Raw genomic sequence first — 24,750 nt, 5'->3', positions numbered from 1 at the left:
CACGAGATAAAAAATGTAATTTCCCGGTCGCAGGATACGCTACTTGGCGATGCCGTCGGAGTTGCTGCTCTGATGATTATGTTGGTGGTTGGGTTGCACCTGCCTGTTTTTTCCTAAGTTTCTGCCTGCGTTCCTGTGCCTAAGTCTCTGACGCGCATACTGTCCCCAAATTGATGCGCCTGACTGACACTGCCTGTCCCAAGTCCCGGGGGGCCGCCCCCCGATGTCAGAGGTCGGATCAACGCATGAACGCGCACCTTGCCGCCGCCTTTCTTTGGAAAGTGCGGCGGTTTTTTTTTGTGTGTGCATGTAGAAGAAGTACGGCTTTATTACGCGCAGGAACTGGCCTGCGCCGCGAGGTCCATCGCCTCCAGCGTTGCCTCGATCGCCAGCATGATCGAGGCATGGCGGTTCTTATACTCGCGCGCGGGGCGCAGCACCTCGAACCCATCGAAGGGGGCTGCCGGTGTTGGGCCATCATTTTTCAGCATCTCTTTCAGCCCGTCCCGGGCCTGTGCTATCTGCGCACGGGTACAGCCCGGCGCCGCTGCCCCCACGATTGCAGCCGCAGCTTGGCCCAAGGCACAGGCCTTCACATCCTGTCCGAACTGATTAATTCGTCCGTCTTGTAGCGTTAGATCGACCGTGACAGTTGAACCGCATAGGGGGGAACGGCGTTTGACGCTGGCATCAGGTGCGCTCAGACGGTCAGTGTGCGGAATATCTGCGGCCAGCGCAAGAATACGCGAGGAATAGAGTTTGATCAGGTCGGTTTCGCCGCTCATGGCTTTTCCTTTCGGGACGTGTCCCATAGATAGAACCCTGACCCTCAGATGCAAAAGGTTTTTGCTATGTCCTTTGATCCGGCAACACTAAAGTATGATGCGAACGGCCTTATTCCAGCGATTGCGCAGGATGAGCTGAGCGGCGAGGTGTTGATGATGGCCTGGATGAACGCCGAAGCCGTGACAAAAACGTTGAACAACGGGCGCGTGACCTATTGGTCTCGTTCGCGGCAGGCATTCTGGGTCAAGGGCGAGAGTAGTGGTCACCTGCAGCATCTGGTGGATTTTCGCGTCGACTGCGACCGGGACTGTCTACTGATTATTGTGCGCCAGACCGGACCAGCCTGCCACACCAATCGGCGCAGCTGTTTTTATACGGCGGTGCGGAATGGTGACGAAGTGGAATTGATGGCGCCCGAGGCATAAGGGGCGCCGCCCGCTCGTCGTATTCATTGTCGGGACTACTCACGATCCGCGGGTTTTCAATGTTAGGCTCGCGAGTTGAAAGCCGCCATTGCCCGGGGGCCTAAAGCGGGAAGATACGAGAATGACGATCACGTGATTTTGTTGCTTGCCAAACATTCGCTTTTCCGAAAGTAAGGCCGGTATGGGAGTAATATCGGCATTCAAGATGGTAGGACGTGGTTTCGGCCCCGTTTTCTTGTCGTTGCTGCTGATGCTGCAAGTTTCTCTGGCAGCCTTCCCTGTTCAAGCCAGCGCTTCCGATGACGGCATACGGATCGTCATCTGTGGCGCGGGCGGTATGCGGACAGTGACATATGACCCCACGGATGGGTCGATCAGCGAAGGATCCGACGAAGAGGTCCTTACGAAATGCCCGTTCTGTGTTGTCGGTCTGGCGGCGCTTAACGATACACCAGACTGTCTTCCGGCAGAGTTCCACCACTCGCCCTTCAAGCCGAGCTGGCGCGAAGCACTCGATCTTTCAGACGAGTTGTGGGACCGTCCGATCGCGATACGCGCACCACCGCTCTCTCTTTGATTTTCTGATCTGAAATGCTGGCGCTACGCATGGCCTTCCTCTTTTGGGGCCATTTGCTGTCGCGCCGATAAGAAAACTTTTGAGGGACACAACATGAAACCCCACTTTCCGGTGCGCCTGAGCGCGACCGCTCTGCTTCTGTGCAGCCTATCCACCATCGCGCTTGCGCAGGCTGATACAGCCTCCGCCCCAGAGATCGACCTTGGCGAAATAGTCGTGCAGGCGGACAAGCCTTTGGCTACTGCAAATTCCTATGAATTCACCCCGGTGGGGCAGATGAGCGTTCCGGCTGCCGACGGCGGCGCACTGCTCAGTTCAGTCCCCGGTGTCACGGCGGGTCGAATGGGCGGCCACGGGCTGGAGCTGGTGATCCGCGGCCAGTCGCAGAACCAGTTGAATATCATCGATGGCGGCTCCTTCACTTTCGGAGGTTGCCCGAACCGCATGGATCCACCGACCAGCATCGCGAGCGTGGCCCGAGCGGACAAGATTATCGTCGAGCGCGGCTATGCCAGCGTGACCCACGGGCCGGGCGGCAGCGGCGGAACCGTCATCCTTGAGCGTGAAGCGCCCGAATTTGAAGAAAACAAACGCTGGGAGGGCGAATTCCATAGCGGCATCACGTCGAATTCCAACACGCGCGAGGCGGGCGGCACGATCAGCTACGATCTCGGGAATGGTTTCTATCTCGAAGCCGCAGGCGAATATCGCACTGCGGACAACTACGAGGACGGCGACGGGAACGAGATCCGCAGTGCCTATACTCAGAAAAGTGCAGGCCTGACTTTTGGGTACGACCGAAATGGGGTCGATTTTGCGTTGGACCTGGAGCGAGACCGTGCCGAGGACGTTCTGTTCGCCGGTGCCGGTATGGATAGCCCGCTGTCGGAAACCGACACCATCCGTTTGCGTGGCGGGATCGATCTGGACCATGGCGCGCTGCGCAGGATTGAGGGCAATCTGTTCCAAAGCAACGTCGACCACGTGATGGATAACTACTCTCTGCGCAATCCGTCCGCGATGATGGGAATGATTGCCCCCACGACGTCGGACACTTGGGGTGGGAAGATCGAGGCACAACTCGATTTCGGCGCGACCCGCGCGAAATTCGGGGTGGATCATCTTTCCAACAATCGGATGGCCCGCGGTTATATGGGGCCCATCGCACTGATCGAGGCATATGACCCGACCCGCGAAGTGGCGCTCAGTTGGCCGGATGTCACCATCGCGCAAAGCGGCCTGTATGGGGAAACCGAGACAGATCTGAATGACAGTACTGTTCTGAAACTGGGTGTCCGCTATGACTATGTCCGCGCGACCTCTGACATGGCTGATGTCGTCCCCGGTGCCGCTTCGGCGACGATGACGGCAAACGACTTCTACACCACATACTACGGCACCACGTTCGACGAAGCACGTGAGGAACACAACTTCGGTGGGCTGGCGCGTCTGGAATACAAACTCGACGCCTCTTCGGTCCTGTTTGTTGGTCTGTCGCGTTCGGTGCGCACCGCAGATGCTAACGAACGGGCAATGGCACGCAGCAACTGGGTCGGCAATCCGGACATCAATCCCGAGAAACACAACCAGTTCGATGTTGGCTATGAAACGGTGCGCGACAACTGGTCCTTCAACGCAACGGCCTACTTGGACAAGGTGGATGATTATATCTTGCGTGATGCAGTCTCGGTGCCGGGTGTGACGACCTATCGCAACGTCTCTGCCGACCTGAAAGGGATCGAGCTGTCCGGGTCGTGGGAAAACAACGGCTGGTCAATTTTAAGCGATATGACCTGGACCCACGGTCAAAACAACACCGACGACCGTCCTCTGGCACAAATCCCGCCGCTGCAGGGGCAGATCACCCTGTCCTATGGGCAAGACAAGTGGCGCGCGGGCGGCCGCGTGAACTGGGCGCTAGAGCAGGATCGGATCGATCCGTCGCGCGATCCAGGTGTGACGCCTGGCTATGCGACCTTGGACGTTTTCGGCAGCTATGACGTTAGCAAAAGCGCCGTGCTTATTGCGGGCGCTGACAACGTCACGGATGAGACCTACGCCAACCACTTGAGCCGCTCCAGTGTGTTCGATCCCGCATTGGTTCAGGTGAACGAACCCGGCCGAACCTTCTATGTCAAGCTGGAAGCCCGGTTTTGACATTGGCAACGGCGCGCCGCTCTCGAGTGGCGCGTCTCTTGTGTTCTCAACAAAATGGAGATGCCGAATGCCTATCCCCGGCAAGCGCGCCATTCCGACCGCTATAACTTTTCTCGCTCTGCTGGTTGGACCTATTCTAGCTCAGGATTTGCCAGCAGACAGCTTTAGGATCGACACCACAGCGCCGGTTCTGATGGCTCCGGCGGACGACAGGGCGGCAACATTCCGCAGCTCTGCCTCTGAACTCAGCCCGCAACCTGTTACAGTGGCAGAGGCGGCCGCGCCGTCCCCCGACGAAAGCGCGACAGAGCCTCTCTCGACCACGGTTCCCGACCAGATATTGGAACATCCCGCAGTGTCGTTTCTGATTGCTGGGGGGGCGTCGCTATGGGCGATTGCAGGGCTTTCGGTCGCCACGGTCGGGCTGATCCTGTGGAAAATCTGGGCGTTGCTTCTGTTAGGCGCCTGGTCGCGCAGGCGCGCCCGCAGGGCCGTGAGGCTTTGGCAAAACGGGGATCTGGCGCGTGCTGAGGATACCGTTCGCAACCGTCGCGGCCTCAGAAACCGCGTTTTGGAACGCGCGTTCAGCAGCAGCCAGCGCCTGCCAGAGCCGACCGCGCGGGAAGAGACGACGCGGGTCGCGCAGCGTGTCCTTGGAGATGCAACCACGGGGCTGCGCGCGCTGGAACTCATCGCAACGACTGCGCCATTGCTGGGTCTTCTGGGGACGGTGCTTGGCATGATCTCGGCATTTCAGGCGCTTCAGCACAGCGGAGCACAGGCTGATCCGGCCTTGCTGGCGGGCGGGATCTGGAAAGCCTTGTTGACCACAGCCGCAGGCATGGCCGTAGCGATCCCAGCCTCAGTTGCGCTCAGCGCATTCGATGCTGTTATCGAACGCGTCCGCCGTGATATCGAGGACCTTTGTACACGTGTTTTCGTAGCCCAAGTCGAACGAGGCCTGTCCGCGGATGCGCCGCCACAGGCACATGCCGCATGAGCCAGTTTACACTGCCCGTCCCAAAACGTCGCAAGCCAAGCCTGACACCGATGATCGACGTGGTGTTCCTGTTGCTGGTCTTCTTCATGTTGGCGTCGCGGTTTGGTGCCGACCAGGTTTTGCCGCTCCCTTTGGGTGGCGGCGGAAGCTATGCAGGACAGCCACGGCTGGTGGACATCCTGCCCGACGGCTTTCGTCTCAACGGGGTCGCCTGTGACGCAACTGTTCTGGTGGCGCAGTTGCAGGGGCTTCTGACCGATCCAAGCCAGACTATTGTACTGCGCGCGGATGACAGGATCGATACTCAGCGTGTCGTCAATGTCAGCCGAATACTGCGGCGGGCGGGGTTCACCTCGCTGGTCCTGATGGAGTGAAGCATGCGCATTCCTGCCCCCACGACCCGCAAGCAGAGTGAATCGATCTTGCCCATGATCAACGTGGTCTTTTTGCTGCTGATCTTTTTTCTAATCACGGCCCAGATACGGCCGCCCGAACCGGTCGAGGTCAAGCCGCCGCTCGCGGCGGATGGGGAGACTGCGAAAAACGGCACCCAGATCATATTTCTGGATGCAGCGGGTGAGCTGTATTTCCAGAGTTCTGTCGGGGATCAGGTTTATTCTGCCATCGCGCAAGAAAACTGGACGGGACGTGTGCAACTGAGGGTGGATGCCCGAACGCCAGCCCCCGTGCTCGCGCGTGTCATGCGGCGACTGGCCGAGGCCGGAGGGCGTCAGGTGGATATTGTGGTGCGGTTGGAATGAGGAGGTCACTGGAATTCGTCGTGTTCCTTTCGGTTACGATTGCCCTGCACGCCGCAGTATTGCTTTACCTGCCCAAGACAGGAAGCAACGCCAACGGATCGGGCGGGGAAACGCTGGTGTCCCTTGTCGCCGTCAGTGGTGATCTCGATGCTGTTGTTGCCGACTGGACGGCCTCGCCTGCGGCGCAGCTTGAAACGGCAACTCCCGATCAACCCGATCAGCCCGATGGCTCGGATGCGCCGGTGAGTCGCGCAATTCAACCTGTCCGCCCTTTTGCCGCCCCTGTCGCCATGATGGAGGTGGCGCAGCAAACCTCGTCGGGAATGCCCCAACTGGATACGGCGCCGCCCGCCTATGCTCTCCCCAAGCCGAAACCGCGCCCCAAGATTGGGGCCTCCAAAAAAGCGCTGCCGCGCAAGCAGCAGGTGGCGGTTGGGGCTGGCGGCGGAGCACAGGCCGGAACCGGGCGCAAAAGCGCTCAGGCAAATTTGTCCCAAGGTCAGCGCGCCAGCCTTCTGTCCGCTTGGGGTGCCAAGATTCGTAGCCGCGTCGAAAGCCGCAAGACATATCCCAAAGGCCAACGTGGTAGCCACTCTGTCCGGTTGCGCATCACGGTATCGCGCAACGGACAGCTTCTGGCCACCAAGGTTATTGAATCTTCGGGCATCAATGCCTTTGAAATGGCAGCTCTGAACGCGACAACGCGCTCGGGCCGCTTTCCGCCAGCACCCAGACAGCTGACCGAAAAAAGCTACTCATTTACTCTGACCATGAGGTTTCGGCGCTAGTTAAGTTGAGGCACTCGTAGATTTGCAGAGGCTTTGCCAAGCAACTTCAAATCAAGGAATTTGGCTGTCCCGTTTCGTGTCGCCTCCGGTACTCGTTTGGGTGATTTTCCATACTTGGGTGCGGGCCACGCCACGCGCGAAGCAATCCGTGGCCTCAAGCGCTACATCGCACACGAGGGCATCAACATCATTGCGCTACGCCACAAACGGATTAATCAGCTTTCAATTGCTACTCGAGTCCTAGTGGGGCACCAAGCCAGCACACTTACTTTTCAATACGGCGTTGTTTGGCAGTTCAACATCGAATGGTTTCAAATCACGTGTCTAGCCGTCGCTCTGGCGACTACTCTTTGACTGACTTCAAAATGGCATACCGCCAAACCGCATCAGTGATCATCCGAGGTGGAAAAAGTGGTGCTTGCCGCTGAGTCACAAGGGCGCTCGATGTGTCGATTGCCGCGCTGACAGCCACGGCCCAAAAAAGGTCGTATCGACCTTGGTCTGAACACACGCTCTAGGACAGTCCAATCATTTGGCGGATGTCCTGTGAAGTTGCGCCCTCGCTGCGATATTTGGCGATTGCGCTGGCGTCATCGCGTTTGGCAAGGCGCTTGCCATGCTCATCCCGGATCAACCGGTGATGATGATAGAGAGGTGTGGGCAGAGCCAGAAGCCGTTGCAGAAGAATATGGATCTGTGTGGCCTCGAATAGGTCGCGACCTCGGGTGACATGGGTAACGCCTTGCGCGGCATCGTCCAGCACCACAGACAGGTGATAGGATGTGCCCATGTCGCGCCGTGCAAGAACGATGTCACCAACGCCGTTGCACAGATCGTCAGGTGAAACCGTGATTGTACCGGTTTCTCCCAGCGGCCCCGAACCGGTTTCTACAAACGTCAGCTGCGGCGCCCCCAGCAAATCAAGAGCCCGACGCATGTTCAGCCGCAGTGCGGCCTGGGGCAGCGGAAGTCCGGCCTCGGGCAGGTGACGGCATGTCCCAGGATAGACGACACCGTCAGGCCCGACCGCGGGCGGCGCCCCTTCTTGCGGCGCGGATGCGGCCTCAAGAATATCGCGGCGATTGCATATGCAGGGGTAAAGCAAGCCTTGCGTCCAGAGCCGCTGCAACGCGCGGCGGTATATGGGCAGGCGGTCAGACTGGCGCATGATGGGGTCAGACCAGTTCAGCCCCAGCCAATGAAGATCCGCTTCAATTTGCGTTTCCCATTCTGGACGGGCTCGGGATTGGTCGATATCCTCGATCCGCAAAAGGAAGGTGCCTCCCTGTGCGTGCGCCATGTCATGCGCAAGAATGGCGGCATAGGCGTGCCCCAGATGCAGCGGCCCGGTGGGGCTGGGCGCAAATCGGGTCACGCAGATCGTCATCTTAGCTTTGATCCGCAAGCCATTCTGAAAACGCCTCTTTTGCCCGATCAGTATAAGCTTTGTAGCGATCCTTGCGTCCGCGGCGACCACCCTTCAAACCGTCAACCGGACGGAATAAACCGAAGTTTACATTCATCGGCTGAAAGGTTTTTGCCTCGGCCCCACCGGTGATGTGGTGGATCAACGCGCCCATTGCGCTGTCCTGTGGCGCAGTTGGCAAGGTCTTGCCAAGGATCTCGGCCGCCGCAAACCGACCTGCCAACAGCCCCATAGCAGAGGATTCGACATAGCCCTCAACGCCGGTGATCTGACCGGCAAACCGGATATGCGGGCGCGATTTCAGGCGCATCTGATCGTCCAGAAGAGTGGGGGAATGCAGGAACGTATTGCGATGAATTCCACCTAGGCGAGCGAAGCTGGCATTCTGCAGACCGGGGATCATACGAAACACATCTGTTTGTGCTCCGTATTTCATTTTTGTCTGAAATCCCACGATGTTATAAAGTGTTCCTAAAGCGTTGTCGCGGCGCAGCTGCACCACCGCATAGGCTTTGTTCTCGGGGGCATGGGTATTCGTCAGGCCCACTGGTTTCATCGGGCCATGCCGCAGGGTTTCGCGACCCCGCTCTGCCATGACTTCTATCGGCAGGCAGCCATCAAAATAACCAGCGGTTTCTCCCTCGTGGAATTCGGTTTTATCAGCCGCAAGAAGCGCGTCGATAAACGCCTCATATTGCGGTTTCGTCATCGGGCAGTTGAGATAAGCTTTCTGTTCTTCCTCGGTCTCACCTTTGTCATAGCGTGATTGCAGCCATGCCACATTCATATCTACGCTTTCAGCATAGACAATCGGCGCAATCGCATCAAAAAACGCCAGCGCATCGGCGCCGGTCTCAGCAGAAATCGCTGCCCCCAACCCCTGCGAGGTCAATGGGCCGGTCGCGATGATCCAATGGCCGTGTTCGGGAAGTTCGGTGATTTCGCCATATTCAACCGTTACATTAGGGTGGTCGTGCAGAGCGTTGGTAACGCTTTCGGAAAACTGATCCCGGTCAACAGCTAAAGCACCGCCGGCAGGCAGGCGATGGCGCCCGGCCATCTGCATTATTAATCCATTTGCAGCGCGCATTTCCCAATGCAACAGGCCCACTGCGTTCTGTTCATCGTCATCCGAACGGAACGAGTTGGAGCAGACCATTTCGGCCAGATTGCCAGTACGATGGGCAAAGGTTTCAACCTTCGGCCGCATCTCGTGAATGATAACCTGAACGCCCATATTGGCCGCCTGCCAGGCGGCCTCGGATCCGGCCATACCGCCGCCAATGATGTGAAGTGTCTTATCCATGTTCGGCGATGTAGGGTAAGGTTGCGGCTTTGGAAAGCCCTTCAGCGCTTCAGCAGTCGGCGCAGCGACACAAAAACGTGAGGATACGGCGGGCAGGGGGCGCAAAATTGCGATTGGTTAACACCATGTCTCGCATATTTGCGTAGGGGAAGGTCGAGTGGGTCACCTTATCCGATAAATCAGCGGCCAGAGAGAGGCTGGCTTGGAGAGACAATATGCCGACGGTGACCCACACTCGCATCATCAAGAGGCTAAGTTCGCGCCTCTATCACGCTTTTAGCAAAGGCAAATGCGGCGGAAAAGCGGCAAATTGGAAATAGTTTTGATCGTTTTGGAAACACTGCCTTAGTCTGTTGAAAATTTTAGGAAATTCCACCGCTAGGGCCGTTTCTGACCCCGAGAGGATAGCGTGAAACTGGCCGACTTCGTGTCACTGGGTCCAGTCGGGTGGGCGTTTGTCCAGAAAGGCCGCGATTCCCTCGGCCGTATCCCTGTAAAGCATGTTTTCGACCATGACATCACCAGCATAGTCGTATGCCTCGGCCATGGGCATCTGGAGTTGATTGTAGAAGGCTTCCTTGCCGATCCTGACCGCTGCCCCCAGCTTGCCCGCCACCAGTTCAGCCATGTCGGCAGTGGCCGCCCCCAGCGTGTCATGCGGTACCACGCGGTTGATCAGCCCCAGTGATTCGGCTTTGTCCGCCGGGATGAACTGTCCTGTGCTTAGCATCTCAAACGCTTGTTTGCGCGGGATGTTACGCGACAAGGCCACCATTGGGGTCGAACAGAACAGGCCGATATTCACCCCGTTGACGCCAAATTTCGTGCCCTCTGCCGCAATCGCCATATCGCAGGAGGCAACCAGTTGACAGCCCGCCGCAGTGGCGATTCCATGAACTTGTGCAATGACCGGCTGCGGAAGGCGCTGAATTGACAGCATCATGCGGGCGCAGCGGTCAAACAAGTCCTTGAAATAGGTCTTTCCGCCATCCTCGGCCTGACGACCGGCGGTCATCTCTTTCAGATCGTGCCCCGCACAGAATACTTTGCCCGCACCTGACAGAATGACAGCACGAATATGGGGTTGCTGTGCCAACTGGTCGAATTCGTCTTGCAGTGCCCGCAGCATCCCATCACTCAGGGCGTTCAGCTTTTCAGGGGCGTTCAGCGTCAGATGCGCCACCGCACCTGTATCGTTGCGTTCGAGTAATGCCATCTTGTTCTCCTCCCACATTCACTGCAACTCTAGGAGCAACAGAAGAGGGAGGAAAGTGATGGCTTTGAAAATGTCGTCGGAGGAATTGATGGAATTCATCGGCGCGGAGTTTCCGCAGGTGAAAGAGGACTTCATCATCGAAGGCTTGGCCGACAAACGGATTACCGTCAGGATGCCGGTGGCCGAGCGCCATTTGCGCCCCGGCGGAACAGTCTCGGGGCCGTCAATGTTCGCGCTTGCCGATGTCAGCGTCTATCTGGTCATTCTGGCTATGATCGGCCCCAAGGCGCTGGCGGTGACCACGAATTGCTCGTTGGACTTCATGCGAAAACCGGCCGCCGGGGTTGATCTGATTGCCGAATGTCGCCTGCTCAAACTGGGTCGCGCGCTGGCCGTCGGCGATGTGCTGATTTTTTCGGAAGGGATGGACCAGCCCGTGGCGCGCTCGACCATGACCTATTCCATTCCGGCCTGAGATTTTGCACTTTGTACCCATAAAAAGAAGCCGGGGATAACCCCGGCTTCCAGTACATTCAGGCGCGGACGGGGTGTCAATCACGCCAGAATGGGCGGGCGGCCTCCGTATAAGCCGCGTCGCGTGCGATGCCGATATCGTGCAACTGCTCAGGCGTCAGCTTGGCCAGCGCCTTGCGGGTACGATGTCGGCAGTCCCATTTTGTAACGGTCACAGCGAACATCAGCGCCCAGCGGGCCACAACCGGCGCGGGCTGGCCAAGGTCGTAAGTGATGATCTGAGCGGCGTGCAGGGCAGGCTGCTGTGACATGGGACAAATCCTTTGATTGTATTGACACAATGTAGCGATATAGCTACATATAGAATGATACAATTGGTGCAATTGAACGTCTAGGAAAAGATTGTCATGGATACAAAGTGGCAGCCAACGCTGAACACTGTGGGGCGTTCGAAGTACAAAGCGCTTGCCGACAATATCCGCGAAGGTGTCGCTGCAGGAACTTTGCTCAGCGGCGACAGGTTGCCCCCTGTACGCGATCTGGCCTATCGCTTGTCCGTGACGCCGGGGACCGTGGCGCGGGCATATACCGTGTTGACTGAAGAGGGGGTTTTGCAGGCCGGGGTCGGGCGCGGCACCTTTGTGGCCGAGGCCGCAACCCAAGCCGATTCAGCGCACGATTGGCCAACCACACTTACTCTGCGCAGCCCGCAGGTGCCGGACATGGGGCAAAGCCAACTGTTGCGCGAGGCGATGCAGACTTGTGCTGACAGCATGACGGCACAGGACCTGCTGATGTATCCCTCCCGGATGGATGACCTGCCGCTGCGTCGCGCTCTGCGCCATTGGATGGCCGACCTGCCAATCGGCAACTTCACGGCCGAGGATATCGTGCTCAGTCACGGTGCCCAGAGCGCGCTGATGCTGGTGATGCAGACCGTGTTGCGTGGGCCCGATCCGGTGGTTGCTGTCGAATCCCTAACTTATCCTGGCTTCCGTCGTGCGGCTGAGCTTTGCCGGGCGCGCGTTATCGGTATCGGCTGTGACACCGAGGGTCCGATCGTGGCCGAGCTTGAGGCGGCCGTGCGTGACCACGGCGCACAGCTGTTCTGCACCTCGTCCGAGGTGAATAATCCGACGCTGCGCACCACCTCACCCGCCCGGCGACGCGAGATCGCCGCGCTGGCGCAGCGGCTTGGCCTGCATGTTGTGGATGATGATTGCTATACGATTGGGCCGCATCGCGATGAAAGCTATCACTCGCTGTTGCCAAACCTCGGGTGGTATGTCTCGTCTCTATCCAAATCGCTGACGCCCGCCCTCAGGGTTGGCTATGTTGTGGCGCCCTTGGACCGGGTGCCCGATCTGGCCCGCACCGCCGCCTTCAGCTATTTTGGCCTGTCGCGCCCGCTGGCAGAGCTGACATTGGCCGTCATGAACGACCCTCGAATTTTGTCTGTCGCGGCCAAAATTCGCGCCCGGATCAACGAAATGGTGCGCGTCGCCGTCAACCATCTGGGAGGGCACAATGTGACTTGGCATCAGGACGTGCCGTTTTTGTGGGTCTCTCTGCCGCAGGGCTGGCGTGCCTCAAGCTTCACCCGCACTGCCGAGGCGCAGGGCGTGATCGTCAAAAGCTCGGAAGAGTTCGTCCTGCGTGATGCCCGCGCGCCACATGCGGTCCGGGTCGCGGTCAACGGCTTGGTCGATCCCGCCCGGTTCGAGGCCGGAATCATTCAGTTGCGTAAACTTCTGGATAATCCACGCGAAGAAATCACCGTTTAACCCGATCCGCGGTCAAAAACTGGGGGTATTATAATACCTATTTCGTAAGATATTGTTTTTGCTTATATAAATTGGATTTACTGCGCTTGACTGTGAATTCACTGCGGATATAACCCGGCAATCGCATTTGGACCGTGGCCTATCGCCCGCTCCTGAACTGAACAAGGGTAACCCCGCAATGAAAACCTTTTCTGCTACTCCGGCAGACATCGAAAAGAAATGGATCCTGATCGACGCTGAAGGCGTTGTTCTGGGCCGTCTCGCGTCGATCGTTGCCATGCGCTTGCGCGGCAAGCACAAGCCGTCCTTCACGCCGCACATGGATATGGGCGACAACGTCATCATCATCAACGCCGACAAGGTGCAGATGACTGGCAAGAAGCGCACCGACAAGAAATACTACTGGCACACAGGCCACCCGGGCGGCATCAAGTTCCGTACCGCAGAGCAGATCCTGGAAGGCGCATTCCCCGAGCGCGTCGTGACCGCTGCCATCAAGCGCATGCTTCCGGGCAATAAGCTGTCCCGTCAGGTGATGACCAACCTGCGTGTCTATGCCGGTGCCGAGCATCCGCACGAGGCACAGTCGCCTGAAGTGCTGGATGTGAAATCCATGAACTCCAAGAATACGCGGGTGTAATCATGACAGACCAAATCAATTCGCTCGAAGAGCTGGGTGCCGTGGCCGGTGATGCCGTGGTGGTCGAAGTCGCAGCGCCTCGTGAACCCGTTCGTGATGAACTGGGCCGTTCCTATGCCACCGGCAAGCGGAAAGACGCGGTTGCCCGCGTTTGGATCAAGCCGGGCTCCGGCAAGGTCGTCGTCAACGGCAAAGAGATGGGCGTTTATTTCGCCCGCCCCGTGCTGCAGATGATCCTGCGTCAGCCGTTCTCGGTCGCTGGTCGTGAAGACGAGTTTGACGTGACGGCGACTGTCAAAGGCGGTGGCCTTTCCGGTCAGGCCGGTGCGGTCAAGCACGGCATCTCGAAAGCACTGCAACTTTACGATCCCAGCCTGCGCGCCGCTCTGAAAGCCGCCGGCTTCCTGACCCGCGACAGCCGGGTTGTGGAACGTAAGAAGTTCGGTAAGGCGAAAGCCCGTAAGAGCTTCCAGTTCTCCAAGCGTTAATTCGTTCGGACATGGTTTCGGAAAGGGCTGCCTTCGGGTGGCCCTTTTCTTTTGGTACAGGTTCTTTTGGTACTCGTTTGGCGCGCCTCGGCGCATTAAAAAAGGCGGGCCATCAGACCCGCCTTTGCCATTCAACGAAACCGAGGGATCAGCCGCCGAACAGATTGAAATCGTATGATACGATGAACGACAGTGTGCCTGCGCTGTCATCCGCGTCTTCATACAGCAATTCCAGCGCTGCCGCGTCCGTCAGCGCATAGCCAACACTCAGCTCGGCATAGGTGTTCGCATCCGCATCGCTTTCACCAACGAGGCCTCTCAGCCACACACGATCTGTCAGCGCGATTTCCAGCTCGATCGAACGATCCAGGTCTTCGTTGTCGGGATCATAGGCCAGCTCAAGCGATCCGGTCACGCTGTCGTTGAACGCATAGGACAGCGCGGTGGTGATATCATAGTTCTGATACCCGCTGTCGTTCAGGTAGTACCCGGTCAGGCTGATATCATATCCCAGCCGATCCGAAATATCGCCGCCATAGCCCAGATAGACTTCGATTTCGGCGTCGTCAGCTGGATCGTCCTCCAAGGACCCGATCCAGACTCCGCCGTAAATCCCGTTCATTTCGGCTTCGATATAGCCTTCCAGAATGTTTTCCGAGTGGTTCAACCCGTCCGAGGTATCATAGGCAGCCGTGGCAGCAACCCCGGCAGTGACAGACAAATCCCCGGCAAAAGCAAGCTGAGGTAGCAGGCAGAGTGCAGCGGCCGCGCACAATGGGCGTTGGATGAACATGGTGGTGGTGTCCCTTCAAAGTAGCGTTCATTTTCCAAAAAAACGGCAGCTGCCTACTGCGGATCGGGATGTTTCCCTGCAATCCGGTTGGGTGGCGGGCAAAGGGCCGGGTTTTGTCCCGGTCAGCGCCACGATAAAGCCGATCAAAACTATAAGGTATAAGGCGCGAGAGAAGTCCAGAGCAGGACGGGGAAAAGGTGCCCGAGATTTTCCCAGCGCTCACCAATGTGGCGCAAAGGCATCACTGACGTCAGGTCGTTGGATCTAGTCTGGCTTGATCAGCCCCAGCCCGCGCAAATAGACACCGATCCCGGTTTCCAAAAGCTCTTCGGGCGGGAAGGGACTTTGAGTGCCCGGAGAGTTACGCGCAAAGAGCTCAACAACCCCGTGCGACATCGCCCAGATGTGCGCCGAGAACATGCTGGCAGGGGGGCGCTTCTCCGGCGGAATATGCTGTGCCAAATCGATTGCCGCGCGCTCCATCACGCCGCGCGCTCTGGCCGAAACCATGGCCAGCGCTGGCGTGCGGTTGACTGAAATTCCACTTTCAAACATCGCGATGTAATGGCCGGGGTATTTCCGCGCAAATGCCAGATAGGCCCGTCCCGTCGCCTCGAACGCGGCCAATGCCGACGGCTGCCCCTTGTCATAGGCGTATTGCATCACGTCGGCGAAAATTTCGTATCCCTGCCGCGCGGCTTCGGCGATCAAGTCTTCGCGCCCTTCAAAGTGACGATACACCGCTGCAGGGGTTACGCCCGCTTGTTTCGCGGCTTCGGACAGGGTGAACCCGGTCGGGCCTTTCGCTTCGATCAGCTCAAGCGCGGCTTCGACCAGGGCCTGCCGCAAATTACCGTGGTGATAGCCGCGTTTACGCATCCCACAGGTCCGGCCCGCCACAAATTTCGCTGTCCAGCGGGCCAAGCGCCTTCGCATCCTTGCCGTCATAGTCAATCGCATGCAGCACCCGCCGAACTGCTGCCAGTCGCGCGCGTTTCTTGTCGTCGGAGCGGATCACCGTCCACGGCGCAACGCTTGTGTGGCTAAGGCTCAGCGTTTCGGAAATGGCGCTGCTATACTCATCCCATTTCTTTAGCCCCTCGACGTCGATCCAGCTCAGTTTCCACTGTTTCAGCGGATCTTTCTCGCGGTCCAGAAAGCGTTTCAGCTGCTCCGCACGCCCGACATTCAGCCAGATCTTGAACAGATAAATCCCCTCATCCACCAGCATTTTCTCGAAATCCGGTACCTGCGCAAAAAAGTGCTCACGCTGTGTATTGCTGCAAAATCCAAACACATGCTCGACCACAGCCCGGTTGTACCAGCTGCGATCATAGAACACGATTTGACCGCCCGAGGGCAGGTGATCAATATAGCGTTGGAAATACCACTGCGTCGCCTCGGTCTCGGTCGGTTTTGACAGGGCCACCACCCGCGCACCGCGTGGGTTCAGGTTTTCGCGAAACCGCTTGATCGCGCCGCCCTTGCCAGCCGCATCGCGACCTTCGAACACAACTGCAATACGCGCGCCGGTTTCCCGCGCCCAGTTTTGCATTTTCGCCAGCTCGATCTGCAGGTCGTGCATTTCCTTGTCATAGGTCTTGCCCCGCATCCGTTCGGAATAAGGATAGCTGTCAGTCAGAATATCATCCTTATCCGCGCGCCGGATCGCGTTGCGGATCGCCTTTGGGGCGTGGTTTTCGTAAAAGTCGCTGATCGCACCATCAAAGGGCAGCTTCATCATGCCTCTCCTTGTTTTTTCAGACTAATATGGGGCGTGCGGCCACGCAGCGCAATCCAGCGCGTAGCGTCGCTCCGAGAATAGCGGCATTCCCATCATGCAACTTGGCCGATATGCCTAGGTGCCAATCGCCTGAATATCGTAAGGTGTATCCTGATAGATCTCGGTCAGCCAGTTGCCATACATCAGATGAGCGTGGCTGCGCCAACGGTTCTGGGGTTTGCGCGCAGGATCGTCGTTGGGATAATAATTGATTGGCACATTGATTGCGGTGCCGCTGGCCACGTCGCGGTCATATTCCTGCTTCAGCGTATCACTGTCATATTCAAAGTGATTGAAGATATACAGCGCCCGATGCCCTGGATCCTCGACCAAAGCCGGACCAACCTCATCACTGCCCAGCAACGTCACCAGACCGGGCGCGCGATCAATCTCGGTCTGCTTTACCTCGGTCCAACGGCTGACCGGGATAACGCAATCATCTGAAAATCCGCGTAAATATGGCGAAGCTGGTGCCAAATTCTGATGCCGAAAACAACCGAAGGCCTTGTGGTCCAGCAGGTGCTTTTGCACGCCGTGGAAATAGTTGATCATTGCCATCCCGCCCCAGCACACCCCAAAGGTGGATTGCACATGGGTCTGGGTCCAGTCGAAAACCTGCGTCAGCTCCTCCCAATAGGTGACCTCTTCGAACGGCAGATGCTCGATCGGCGCGCCGGTAATGATCAGCCCGTCAAACTTCTCGCCGCTCGCGAGCACCTCGTCAAAGGGCCGGTAAAAGCTCTCCATATGCTCGGCGGCGGTGTTCTTGGTTTGATGCTCGCTCATTCGGATCAGGCTCAGCTCGATCTGCAGGGGCGTCGCCCCGATCAATCGCGCAAACTGGTTCTCTGTCTGGATTTTCTTTGGCATCAGGTTCAGCAACCCGATCCGCAAAGGCCGGATATCCTGCCGCGCGGCCTGATCCTCGGACATGACCATCACGCCCTCGCGCGTCAGCACGTCGAAGGCAGGCAGGTCAGCTGGGATCTTGATCGGCATTGTAGTGCTCCGGTTCAGGCTAGGGGTCTCAGATAGGGCAGGGATCAGCGCCGCTCAAGGGCCGCCGCGATCAACGCATCGAAATCCGCAGGCGAGGCGACCTGCGCCACCTCATCCGCGGTGACGGTCACGCCCCAGTTTTTCGCCATCGCGGCATAACGTGGTTGCCGGTGCGCCAGCGCCTGCGCATAGGTCCAGCGGATGAAGGCATCCGGGTCCACCTGATCTTCTTTCAGCGCGTTCAGCTCCAGATATTCGTGCCAGACCCGGTCAAGGAACTCCGCCTGATATGACATTGGCTTGGGGGCCTTGTCGAACCGTCGGATCAATTCCGCCGTATGCGCCGCATCGCCCTTGATCCAGACCATCAGCGTCTCGGCAGCCAGTGCTTTCAGCACCGGGTCGTGCGCATCCTCCGGCTCGACCCACTCGCAAATCGACCCGCCGGTATCACAGATGAAATGCGGATAGCCATACAGCGCCTCAGCGCGCTCGATGAAATATCCGGTATCCATCAGCGCCTTGATCTCGGCCTGGCGGAATTGCTCCTGCCGCCGAGTGTATTCGGCATAGGGCAGTCCCCCCTTCGCTGGATCGCCCGGCTTGCCCAGATAGGCCGATACCGGTGTCAGATTGTGAAACGTGATATTCGATCCGATATAGATCGAATCCGACATCAGCAGCTCGCGCAGAAACGGCACCTTCATCGCCTCGCGCTTGGCATTGTCGGCGATATATTCGCCCATATACCGCGTGCCGATCCGGTAATCTATTGAGTAGTGAAACCAATCGCCCTGCGCCCGCAACAGGTTCGACACATGGGTCTTGCCCAGACCTGACATGCCGAAAAACAGCACCTTCTTCTTCGGGGCACTCAGCCAGTCTCTGGCGGTTTCATAGATCATTACTCAATTCCTCTGCGCCCCGCAGTCCTAGCTTTGGCGCACAGAGCGGTCAAACCCTATTGCGAAATACCCGCAGGATCCGCCCGTCAATCACCAGCAACCCCGCCGCCAGCAACGCAAATCCCACATATGCCCGTGGTGGCAGCGCCTCGCCCAGAACCACAGCCCCCAACAGAATGGCAATGGGGGCCACCATCAGCGTCACCAGCAACAAATTACCCGATCCCGCCATTGCCAGAACCCGGTAATACAACAGATACGCCGCTGCCGTCGCAAGCACCGACAGATACAACAGCGCACTCCAGACCTGCAGTGAATAGTCTAAACTCGGCACACCCTCGGCCCAGATCGCATAGGGCGCCATCACGATCGCGGCGCCGGTCAGCATCCCCGCCGCCGCCACCTGCGGCTGCAAGCCTGACAGTTTCGCGCGCCCCCAAGCCCCGGCGAAGGCATAACACAATGATGACCCGATCAGCGCCAGCTGCGCAAGCGAGGTCAGGTTCACCTCACGCAGCGCCCCCACGCCAATCGCAGTCGCCGCCCCGGCGAACCCCAATGCCACACCAATCAATTTGCGCGGCCGCAACCGCTCGTCAGCGAACACAATCGCCGCAACCACCACGCCAAATACTGCCGTCGAGGCGTTCAAAATCCCCGTCAGCCCCGATGGGATATGCAGCTGCCCCCAGGTGATCAGCGTGAAGGGAAGCGCGTTGTTCAACACCCCCATGACCAGAAAAGCCCCCCAGACTCGCGGTGATCGTGGCACCGGTAAACCGCGCCACGCCACATAGGCCCAAAGCACCACCACCGCGCCACTCAGTCGAAGGGCCACGGCCGTCAGATATCCGACCTCGCGCAGAATCACGGCGGTCGACAAGAATGAAGCGCCCCAGATGCAAGCCAGCAGGATCATCTCGGCCCAAGCGCGCGGCGATACGGATTTTTGTACAGGTGTCATGGCGCGACGCTATGCATCCAACAGCCCGGAAACAATCCGATTCCTGCGCTTTGAACGTTGTCATCCCAAAATGCAAAACGGCCCCGTGCAAACCTGCACAGGGCCGAATTTTGTCGTGTTCTGTGGATCAGAAGCTCTGCGTCAGCTTCACCCCAAATGCCCAGGCGTCGTTGTCGGTGAAATCACCGGTGTTGCCGCCCGCACCGCTTGAGGTTGCATTGCCGATCTTCACATAGCGAACCCCGGCGCTGATCTTGGTTTTGCCGCTTGTATAGCTGCCACCGACCCCGATGCTGGTATACCCATCCGTCGGTGCAAGGTTGCCTGTGGTACCACCCTGAGAGCGCTCATGCCCCAGCGTGACCGCCCCGGACCACGTGTCGGAAAACCGGCGCCCAATCCCCAACGTATAGGTATAGACATCTTCACTATACGACTGCAGCGGCCCAAGGCCGATGGTGTTGGAATAGTGCTCTGGCGAGATATTCGTCGCGGTCCAGTCTGCCCAACGGATCGAGCCGAACACCAGTGTGTCCTTGGCAATCCCGCTCTGGAAATCCAGATTAAGCGATTGCGGCATGTTCACCCGCGTATCAGGCGAGGTGATCGTGGCCCCACCGGTATAGGCCGAAGATTCCGTCGTTTTGAAATCATGGCTCACTTCCGAAGAATAGGTCAACGCAACCCGCAGCGCGATGTCGGGAATCTCGTAGGCCGCGCCCACAACATATCCTGCCCCAAAGGACCGATCACCAGAGCCGGTATAGTTCAACGCGCCGCCGCCGGGCACGGTGACGTCCATTTCGACCCACTCACCCTTGATCCCGCCGTGCACGCTGAACCGATCTGTCAGCTTGTACCGTGCCAACGCCGTCAGCGCGGTGGATTTTAGCTCTGCAGTGGTTCCGACCAGCGGCGTAAAGGTGCCCGCGCTGGTATAATCCACGGAGGCGCCAAACGGCTGATCCATGATCATCGCCAGCGACAGCTTGTCATTGACCTGCTGCTTGAAACTCAACCCTACCTGCGTGAAATCCTTGCCGATATTGCCCGAGCTGGCCGCACCGCCGACGTAAGTGCCGGAAATCGAAGGTGATACCGCACCAAAGCTCAGCTCGGCCACGGTGCCCTGTTCAAACAGGATCCCAATCCCCTGACCCGAGCGATCAAGCCCACCTGCAACAGCAGGACTGACCGAAAGCGCAGCCACAGCTGCGCCCAACAAAAATCGTTCCATTTCCCCTCCCTGGAGTTTTTTATTATGGGAAATGGCTAAGCCAAGTCATTTTGACGGGTCAACGGCGCCCTAGGGTCAACTATACGGATGATATATGCGACGTTGCGTCACTTCGTCGTACCTACCGCCGCCGCGTTTCTGACCAGATGTTCAGATAATTCCCGCCGAATATCACCAGCGCCCCCAGCAGCACAAAGATATCCACCGGTTCGTCATAAAACACCATCCCAACCACCGCGATTGCGGGCAGACGGATAAAGTCGATCGGTACCACCACGGTTGCCGGCGCAATGCTCAACGCGGTGGTCAGGCAGAAATGCGCCAACAGTCCCGCACAGCCGATCAGCACCAGCCAAGGCGCGGACGTGGCAGAGGGCAGGGCGATATCGCCGTCATACCCGGCGCAGATCACGCCCAAAACGGCCTGTATCGCCGTCAGAAAAAACAAAATGCACGTGATCGTCTCGGTCCGCGTCAGTCGCTTGGTGAAAATGATGGAGCCCGCGAAACAAATGGCTGACAACGCCGCCGTGATTACACCCGCATTCACCGTTTCCGCCGACGGGCGCGCCACGATCAGAATGCCGACAAACCCCAACAGCGCGGCCAATACCCGGATCCGTGTCATGCGCTCGCCTAATACGAAAGGCGACATCACCAGCACCCAAAGCGGTGAGGTGAACTCCAACGCAAAAACCTGCGCCAATGGCGCCACCGTGATGGCGAAAAACCAAAGATTCTGACCGGTAAAATGACTGACATTGCGGATTAGGTGCAGCCCCAGCTTGTCACGCCGGACCTGCCCCAACGTTCCCGCGCGCCCGGCGACGACGAGCACGATCACGAAGCCAACGATGCTGCGATAGGTCATGATCTCGAATGTATCAAGCTCGAATGACACCGCCCGTCCGGCAACTGCCATCGCCGAAAACGACGCAATCGCCCCAACCATCCACAACGCGGCCTTCAACACATTCGGCGCAGACTTGTCTGTCATACCCGACCTCCCCCAATCTGCGCCGCACCTAGGCTTCACATTTTTCAAAATATTCCCGCCGGAGGCATACAACCTCAAACCCACCCGAAGGTGGAGCGGTTTTTTCGCCTCCGGCGGGGATATTTAAGAAATGTGAAAGCTGTTGGTGGTTCAATCAAACCTGCGGAACAGGCGGGGACGCCGATGGCCGTAAATGTGAAGGCCGAAAAGTCGCCCCGCCCGTCGGACGGCAGGGCGCACTGTTTGTGTTATTCCCACTCGATCGTGCCCGGCGGCTTGCTGGTGATGTCATAGGTGCAGCGGTTGATGCCCTTGACCTCGTTGATGATCCGCGTCGCAGTCTCGCCCAGGAAGTCATGGGTGAAGGGGTAATAATCCGCCGTCATCCCATCGACCGAAGTCACTGCGCGCAGCGCACAGGCAAAGTCATACGTCCGCCCATCGCCCATCACGCCCACGGTTTTCACGGGCAGGATCGCCACGAATGCCTGCCAGATGTCGTCATACAGACCGTGCTTGCGGATCTGGTCGATGAACACCGCATCCGCCTTGCGCAGGATCTCCAGCTTTTCGCGGGTGATCTCGCCGGGGCAACGAATGGCCAGACCGGGGCCGGGGAAGGGGTGGCGACCAATGAACGAGGCCGGCAGGCCCAATTCGTGGCCAAGTGCGCGCACTTCATCCTTGAACAGCTCGCGCAGCGGCTCGACCAGCTTCAGCCCCATCTTCTCGGGCAGACCGCCTACATTGTGGTGCGACTTGATCGTCACCGAGGGTCCGCCGCTGAACGACACGGACTCGATCACATCCGGGTATAGCGTGCCCTGCGCCAGGAACTCAGCACCATCAATCCCATTGGCGTATTTCTGGAATACATCAATGAACAACCCGCCAATGATCTTGCGTTTGGTTTCGGGGTCCGAAACCCCCTCAAGCTTGCCCAAGAACAGCTCGCTTTCGTCCGCATGGATCAGCGGCAGATTGTAGTGCTCGCGGAACATGCCCACGACCTGTTCGCTTTCGTTCAGCCGCATCAGCCCGTGATCGACGTAAACACAGGTTAACTGATCACCGATCGCTTCGTGGATCAACACCGCCGCAACAGAGCTATCAACCCCGCCCGACAACGCACAGATCACCTTCTTGTCGCCGACCTGTTCGCGGATCTTGCGGATCGCTTCTTCGCGATACGCGCCCATGGTCCAGTCGCCGGAAAAGCCAGCAGCCTTGATGAAGTTTTCATAGAGCGTGGCGCCGTTTGGCGTGTGGTGTACTTCCGGGTGAAACTGCACCGCAAAGAAGTTCCGGCTCAGATCCGCCGTGATCGCATAGGGCGCGTTGGGCGAGGTGCCATAGACCTCGAACCCCGGCGCAATCGCCGACACGTGATCGCCGTGGCTCATCCAGACCTGTTCGCGGCCATCAAGGAACCAGCCGTTCAGCAGGTCGATACGCGCCTCTGCCGGTGTCACATAGGCCCGGCCAAATTCAGCCGTGCCATGCCCGCGCTCGACCTTGCCGCCCAGCATTTGCATCATCACCTGCTGGCCATAGCAGATCCCAAGGATCGGCACGCCAAGGTCAAACACGCTGGCCGGGGGGCGCGGTGATCCCTCGTCGATCACGCTCGCCGGCCCGCCCGAGAAGATCACCGCCTTGGGTGAAAACTCGGCCAGAAACGCGTCAGTGACGTTCTGATAGGGGTGAATTTCGCAATAGACGTTCAACTCGCGCAGGCGACGCGCAATCAGCTGCGTTACCTGGCTGCCAAAGTCTATGATAAGAAGGCGGTCATGGGATGTCTGGCTCATGTCCGCCTACTAAAGCCCAGAACCTTTCTGCGCAAGAGGCCCCGCGCCCACACCGGGGCACTGGGCGCAGGTTTTACCACTTATAGGTCATGCCGATGGCAAACTCGTTCTGGCTCATCCTGAGTGTCACGGGTTGCGTCGGTGCCAACGCCGGGTTGGTCCCGGTCACTTCATTGTCAAACGCATGCGTGAACGAGGTCGTCACCCCCCAACGATCATTGAGCTTATAGCTTGCCCCGATCGAAACGTGCCATTGCGGCGTCGCGGGCGCCAGAATGTTCAGCAACGCCTCGTCATTCTTGATGAACTGCGTCGAATAGGACAGCCCGCCGCGCAGGGTCAGCTTGTCACTGGCCCGGTAAATCGCCCCGATCCGCAGCACATCCATGTCTTTCCAGCCAAATCCGGGCCCATCATCCGCCCCAAACGGCGCGGTGATCTCGGTGCCGGTATTGCCCAGCGCCGCCACATCGCCATAGAAAATACGCTGATATTCCGCTGTCAGCGTCCACCGCGGATCCGATTGCGGCGTATAAGCCGCGCCCAGCGTCGCCACCGCAGGCACATCGAAATCGCCCTGTTCGGCAAACAGCCCGGCGTATTTGTCAAACGCCTCCATTTCCATACGCGACCGATACGCGGCGCCAATGCTCCAGCTCTCGCTTGGCTCATACAGCACCCCGACGTTGAACCCGTACCCGACCGACCAGTCATCGCCGTTGTTGGTCAGCGCCGTAGGGTCAGATGAATAGCCCGCGAAATTTTCCAACCCTGTCGCGCTGAACCGCTGCAATGCAAAAACCGGCGCAATACCAAAGGTCAGCTGATCATTCACTTCAAAGGAGTAGTTCGCGCTGATGAACAGCTGCTCCAGATTCACGCCAAGCGGCGAGGTGCCCGCAACACCATAGCCGGGCACAAACACGTTGGTGTCGTATTCAGAGTTCATCCCGCCATTGCCGAACATAAAGAACCCAATAGATGAACGTTCGTTCAGCTTGAAATTGACCCCGCCGCAGGGGATCGCAAACAGATCATTGCGACTGCTGAAGTCTCCGGTGGTCAGTCCTCCGGCCCCGGAAACGCTAAAGCCACGGTCAGGTGCAAACATCGTCAGGCAGAAACCGGCTTGATTGCCGACCTTCATCCCCATGGCCGGGTTTTGCGCCAGCCCCAAAACCCCGGTCGGCACGGCCACCCCGGCCCCCGCCATCCCCTTTGACCCCCCGCCATAACCATTGGCAAAATATCCGTTCGTGGCCTGTGCGGGCAGGGCCGCCATCAGGCCAAGCGCCATCGTGGCCCCAGCCACAGAGTGGCGGCGCAAGTTTATGATTTTCATGTAATTTCCTCTCCCTATCGCGCACCGTATTCTCCTCCGGTGCACGTTTTTTATCGTTGACCTAGCCGCTGTTGGTACCGGACCGGGCGGT

26 protein-coding genes are annotated in these 24,750 nt (G+C 58.4%); 11 read left to right on the top strand and 15 right to left on the bottom strand.

What is annotated here, in order from left to right; genetic code table 11:
• Window positions 1-329: 329 nt before the first annotated feature.
• Complete coding sequence (locus BSF79_RS01800; protein WP_090267553.1) at window positions 330-785, bottom strand: iron-sulfur cluster assembly scaffold protein; 456 nt, start codon at window positions 783-785, stop codon at window positions 330-332.
• 48 nt (window positions 786-833) lie between these two features.
• Between BSF79_RS01800 and hisI the strand changes: the two genes are divergently transcribed.
• The 7 genes from hisI to BSF79_RS01765 all read left to right on the top strand — a co-directional run bounded on the left by hisI (window position 834) and on the right by BSF79_RS01765 (window position 6,494).
• Window positions 834-1,211, top strand: a complete 378-nt coding sequence (gene hisI, locus BSF79_RS01795; RefSeq protein WP_090267551.1) for a phosphoribosyl-AMP cyclohydrolase — start codon at window positions 834-836, stop codon at window positions 1,209-1,211.
• A 181-nt stretch (window positions 1,212-1,392) separates the two neighbouring features.
• A complete protein-coding gene (locus BSF79_RS01790) occupies window positions 1,393-1,788 on the top strand; it encodes a DUF2946 family protein (protein ID WP_090267549.1) in 396 nt (131 codons plus the stop codon).
• Window positions 1,789-1,881: 93 nt separating this feature from the next.
• A complete protein-coding gene (locus tag BSF79_RS01785) occupies window positions 1,882-3,945 on the top strand; it encodes a TonB-dependent receptor domain-containing protein (protein ID WP_090267546.1) in 2,064 nt (687 codons plus the stop codon).
• A gap of 67 nt (window positions 3,946-4,012) precedes the next feature.
• Window positions 4,013-4,945, top strand: a complete 933-nt coding sequence (locus BSF79_RS01780) for a MotA/TolQ/ExbB proton channel family protein (RefSeq protein ID WP_175545230.1) — start codon at window positions 4,013-4,015, stop codon at window positions 4,943-4,945.
• Window positions 4,942-5,319, top strand: coding sequence for an ExbD/TolR family protein (locus BSF79_RS01775; RefSeq protein WP_090267542.1), 378 nt, complete (start codon window positions 4,942-4,944; stop codon window positions 5,317-5,319). The genes BSF79_RS01780 and BSF79_RS01775 overlap by 4 nt, the downstream gene beginning before the upstream one ends.
• Window positions 5,320-5,322: 3 nt before the next feature.
• Entirely contained in the window at window positions 5,323-5,706 is a 384-nt protein-coding gene (locus BSF79_RS01770) for an ExbD/TolR family protein (RefSeq protein ID WP_090267540.1), read from the top strand.
• Window positions 5,703-6,494 (top strand): TonB family protein, encoded by a 792-nt coding sequence (locus BSF79_RS01765; protein ID WP_090267538.1) that lies wholly within the window; start codon window positions 5,703-5,705, stop codon window positions 6,492-6,494. Before BSF79_RS01770 ends, BSF79_RS01765 begins: the two co-directional genes overlap by 4 nt.
• 514 nt (window positions 6,495-7,008) lie before the next feature.
• Here the strand turns inward: BSF79_RS01765 and gluQRS are convergent.
• From gluQRS to BSF79_RS01745, 3 genes are all read right to left on the bottom strand, one after another.
• Complete coding sequence (gene gluQRS / locus BSF79_RS01755; protein ID WP_090267534.1) at window positions 7,009-7,881, bottom strand: tRNA glutamyl-Q(34) synthetase GluQRS; 873 nt, start codon at window positions 7,879-7,881, stop codon at window positions 7,009-7,011.
• Window position 7,882: 1 nt separating this feature from the next.
• Entirely contained in the window at window positions 7,883-9,226 is a 1,344-nt protein-coding gene (gene trmFO, locus BSF79_RS01750) for a methylenetetrahydrofolate--tRNA-(uracil(54)-C(5))-methyltransferase (FADH(2)-oxidizing) TrmFO (RefSeq protein ID WP_090267532.1), read from the bottom strand.
• A gap of 430 nt (window positions 9,227-9,656) precedes the next feature.
• Window positions 9,657-10,442, bottom strand: coding sequence for an enoyl-CoA hydratase (locus BSF79_RS01745; RefSeq protein WP_090267863.1), 786 nt, complete (start codon window positions 10,440-10,442; stop codon window positions 9,657-9,659).
• Between the two features lie 58 nt (window positions 10,443-10,500).
• Here BSF79_RS01745 and BSF79_RS01740 point away from each other — a divergent pair, with 58 nt between their 5' ends.
• On the top strand, window positions 10,501-10,917 hold the full coding sequence (locus tag BSF79_RS01740; RefSeq protein WP_090267529.1) for a PaaI family thioesterase: 417 nt from the start codon (window positions 10,501-10,503) through the stop codon (window positions 10,915-10,917).
• Between the two features lie 76 nt (window positions 10,918-10,993).
• Here BSF79_RS01740 and BSF79_RS01735 read toward each other — a convergent pair whose 3' ends face one another.
• Window positions 10,994-11,227, bottom strand: a complete 234-nt coding sequence (locus tag BSF79_RS01735) for a DUF1127 domain-containing protein (RefSeq protein WP_090267527.1) — start codon at window positions 11,225-11,227, stop codon at window positions 10,994-10,996.
• Between the two features lie 96 nt (window positions 11,228-11,323).
• Here BSF79_RS01735 and BSF79_RS01730 point away from each other — a divergent pair, with 96 nt between their 5' ends.
• From BSF79_RS01730 to rpsI, 3 genes are all read left to right on the top strand, one after another.
• Complete coding sequence (locus BSF79_RS01730) at window positions 11,324-12,700, top strand: aminotransferase-like domain-containing protein (RefSeq protein ID WP_090267524.1); 1,377 nt, start codon at window positions 11,324-11,326, stop codon at window positions 12,698-12,700.
• A gap of 178 nt (window positions 12,701-12,878) precedes the next feature.
• Window positions 12,879-13,340, top strand: a complete 462-nt coding sequence (gene rplM, locus BSF79_RS01725; RefSeq protein WP_090267521.1) for a 50S ribosomal protein L13 — start codon at window positions 12,879-12,881, stop codon at window positions 13,338-13,340.
• A 2-nt stretch (window positions 13,341-13,342) separates the two neighbouring features.
• Window positions 13,343-13,828, top strand: coding sequence for a 30S ribosomal protein S9 (gene rpsI / locus BSF79_RS01720; protein ID WP_090267519.1), 486 nt, complete (start codon window positions 13,343-13,345; stop codon window positions 13,826-13,828).
• Window positions 13,829-13,976: 148 nt separating this feature from the next.
• On the opposite strand, the gene BSF79_RS01715 is transcribed toward rpsI, so the two are convergent.
• From BSF79_RS01715 to BSF79_RS01670, 10 genes are all read right to left on the bottom strand, one after another.
• Complete coding sequence (locus BSF79_RS01715) at window positions 13,977-14,549, bottom strand: TorF family putative porin (protein WP_175545229.1); 573 nt, start codon at window positions 14,547-14,549, stop codon at window positions 13,977-13,979.
• Between the two features lie 336 nt (window positions 14,550-14,885).
• On the bottom strand, window positions 14,886-15,500 hold the full coding sequence (locus tag BSF79_RS01710) for a TetR/AcrR family transcriptional regulator (protein ID WP_090267514.1): 615 nt from the start codon (window positions 15,498-15,500) through the stop codon (window positions 14,886-14,888).
• Complete coding sequence (gene ppk2, locus BSF79_RS01705; protein ID WP_090267861.1) at window positions 15,493-16,362, bottom strand: polyphosphate kinase 2; 870 nt, start codon at window positions 16,360-16,362, stop codon at window positions 15,493-15,495. The genes BSF79_RS01710 and ppk2 overlap by 8 nt, the downstream gene beginning before the upstream one ends.
• Window positions 16,363-16,479: 117 nt before the next feature.
• Complete coding sequence (gene metA / locus BSF79_RS01700) at window positions 16,480-17,403, bottom strand: homoserine O-acetyltransferase MetA (protein WP_090267512.1); 924 nt, start codon at window positions 17,401-17,403, stop codon at window positions 16,480-16,482.
• Window positions 17,404-17,447: 44 nt separating this feature from the next.
• Window positions 17,448-18,308: an ATPase gene (locus BSF79_RS01695; protein ID WP_090267506.1), complete on the bottom strand. Its 861-nt coding sequence runs from the start codon at window positions 18,306-18,308 to the stop codon at window positions 17,448-17,450.
• Between the two features lie 49 nt (window positions 18,309-18,357).
• Window positions 18,358-19,272 (bottom strand): DMT family transporter, encoded by a 915-nt coding sequence (locus tag BSF79_RS01690; protein ID WP_090267503.1) that lies wholly within the window; start codon window positions 19,270-19,272, stop codon window positions 18,358-18,360.
• 127 nt (window positions 19,273-19,399) lie between these two features.
• A complete protein-coding gene (locus BSF79_RS01685; RefSeq protein ID WP_175545228.1) occupies window positions 19,400-20,509 on the bottom strand; it encodes an OmpP1/FadL family transporter in 1,110 nt (369 codons plus the stop codon).
• Between the two features lie 121 nt (window positions 20,510-20,630).
• Window positions 20,631-21,506, bottom strand: coding sequence for a DMT family transporter (locus BSF79_RS01680; RefSeq protein ID WP_090267499.1), 876 nt, complete (start codon window positions 21,504-21,506; stop codon window positions 20,631-20,633).
• A gap of 248 nt (window positions 21,507-21,754) precedes the next feature.
• Window positions 21,755-23,317 carry a glutamine-hydrolyzing GMP synthase gene (gene guaA, locus BSF79_RS01675; protein ID WP_090267495.1) on the bottom strand — a complete coding sequence of 521 codons (1,563 nt, stop codon included), beginning with the start codon at window positions 23,315-23,317 and terminating at the stop codon, window positions 21,755-21,757.
• Window positions 23,318-23,390: 73 nt separating this feature from the next.
• Window positions 23,391-24,659 carry an OmpP1/FadL family transporter gene (locus BSF79_RS01670; RefSeq protein ID WP_090267491.1) on the bottom strand — a complete coding sequence of 423 codons (1,269 nt, stop codon included), beginning with the start codon at window positions 24,657-24,659 and terminating at the stop codon, window positions 23,391-23,393.
• Window positions 24,660-24,750: the final 91 nt, after the last annotated feature.

Origin of the sequence: Thalassovita taeanensis (assembly GCF_900110775.1) — a bacterium.
GTDB lineage: Bacteria > Pseudomonadota > Alphaproteobacteria > Rhodobacterales > Rhodobacteraceae > Litorimicrobium > Litorimicrobium taeanense.
This window is presented reverse-complemented; position numbering and strand designations above follow the sequence as displayed.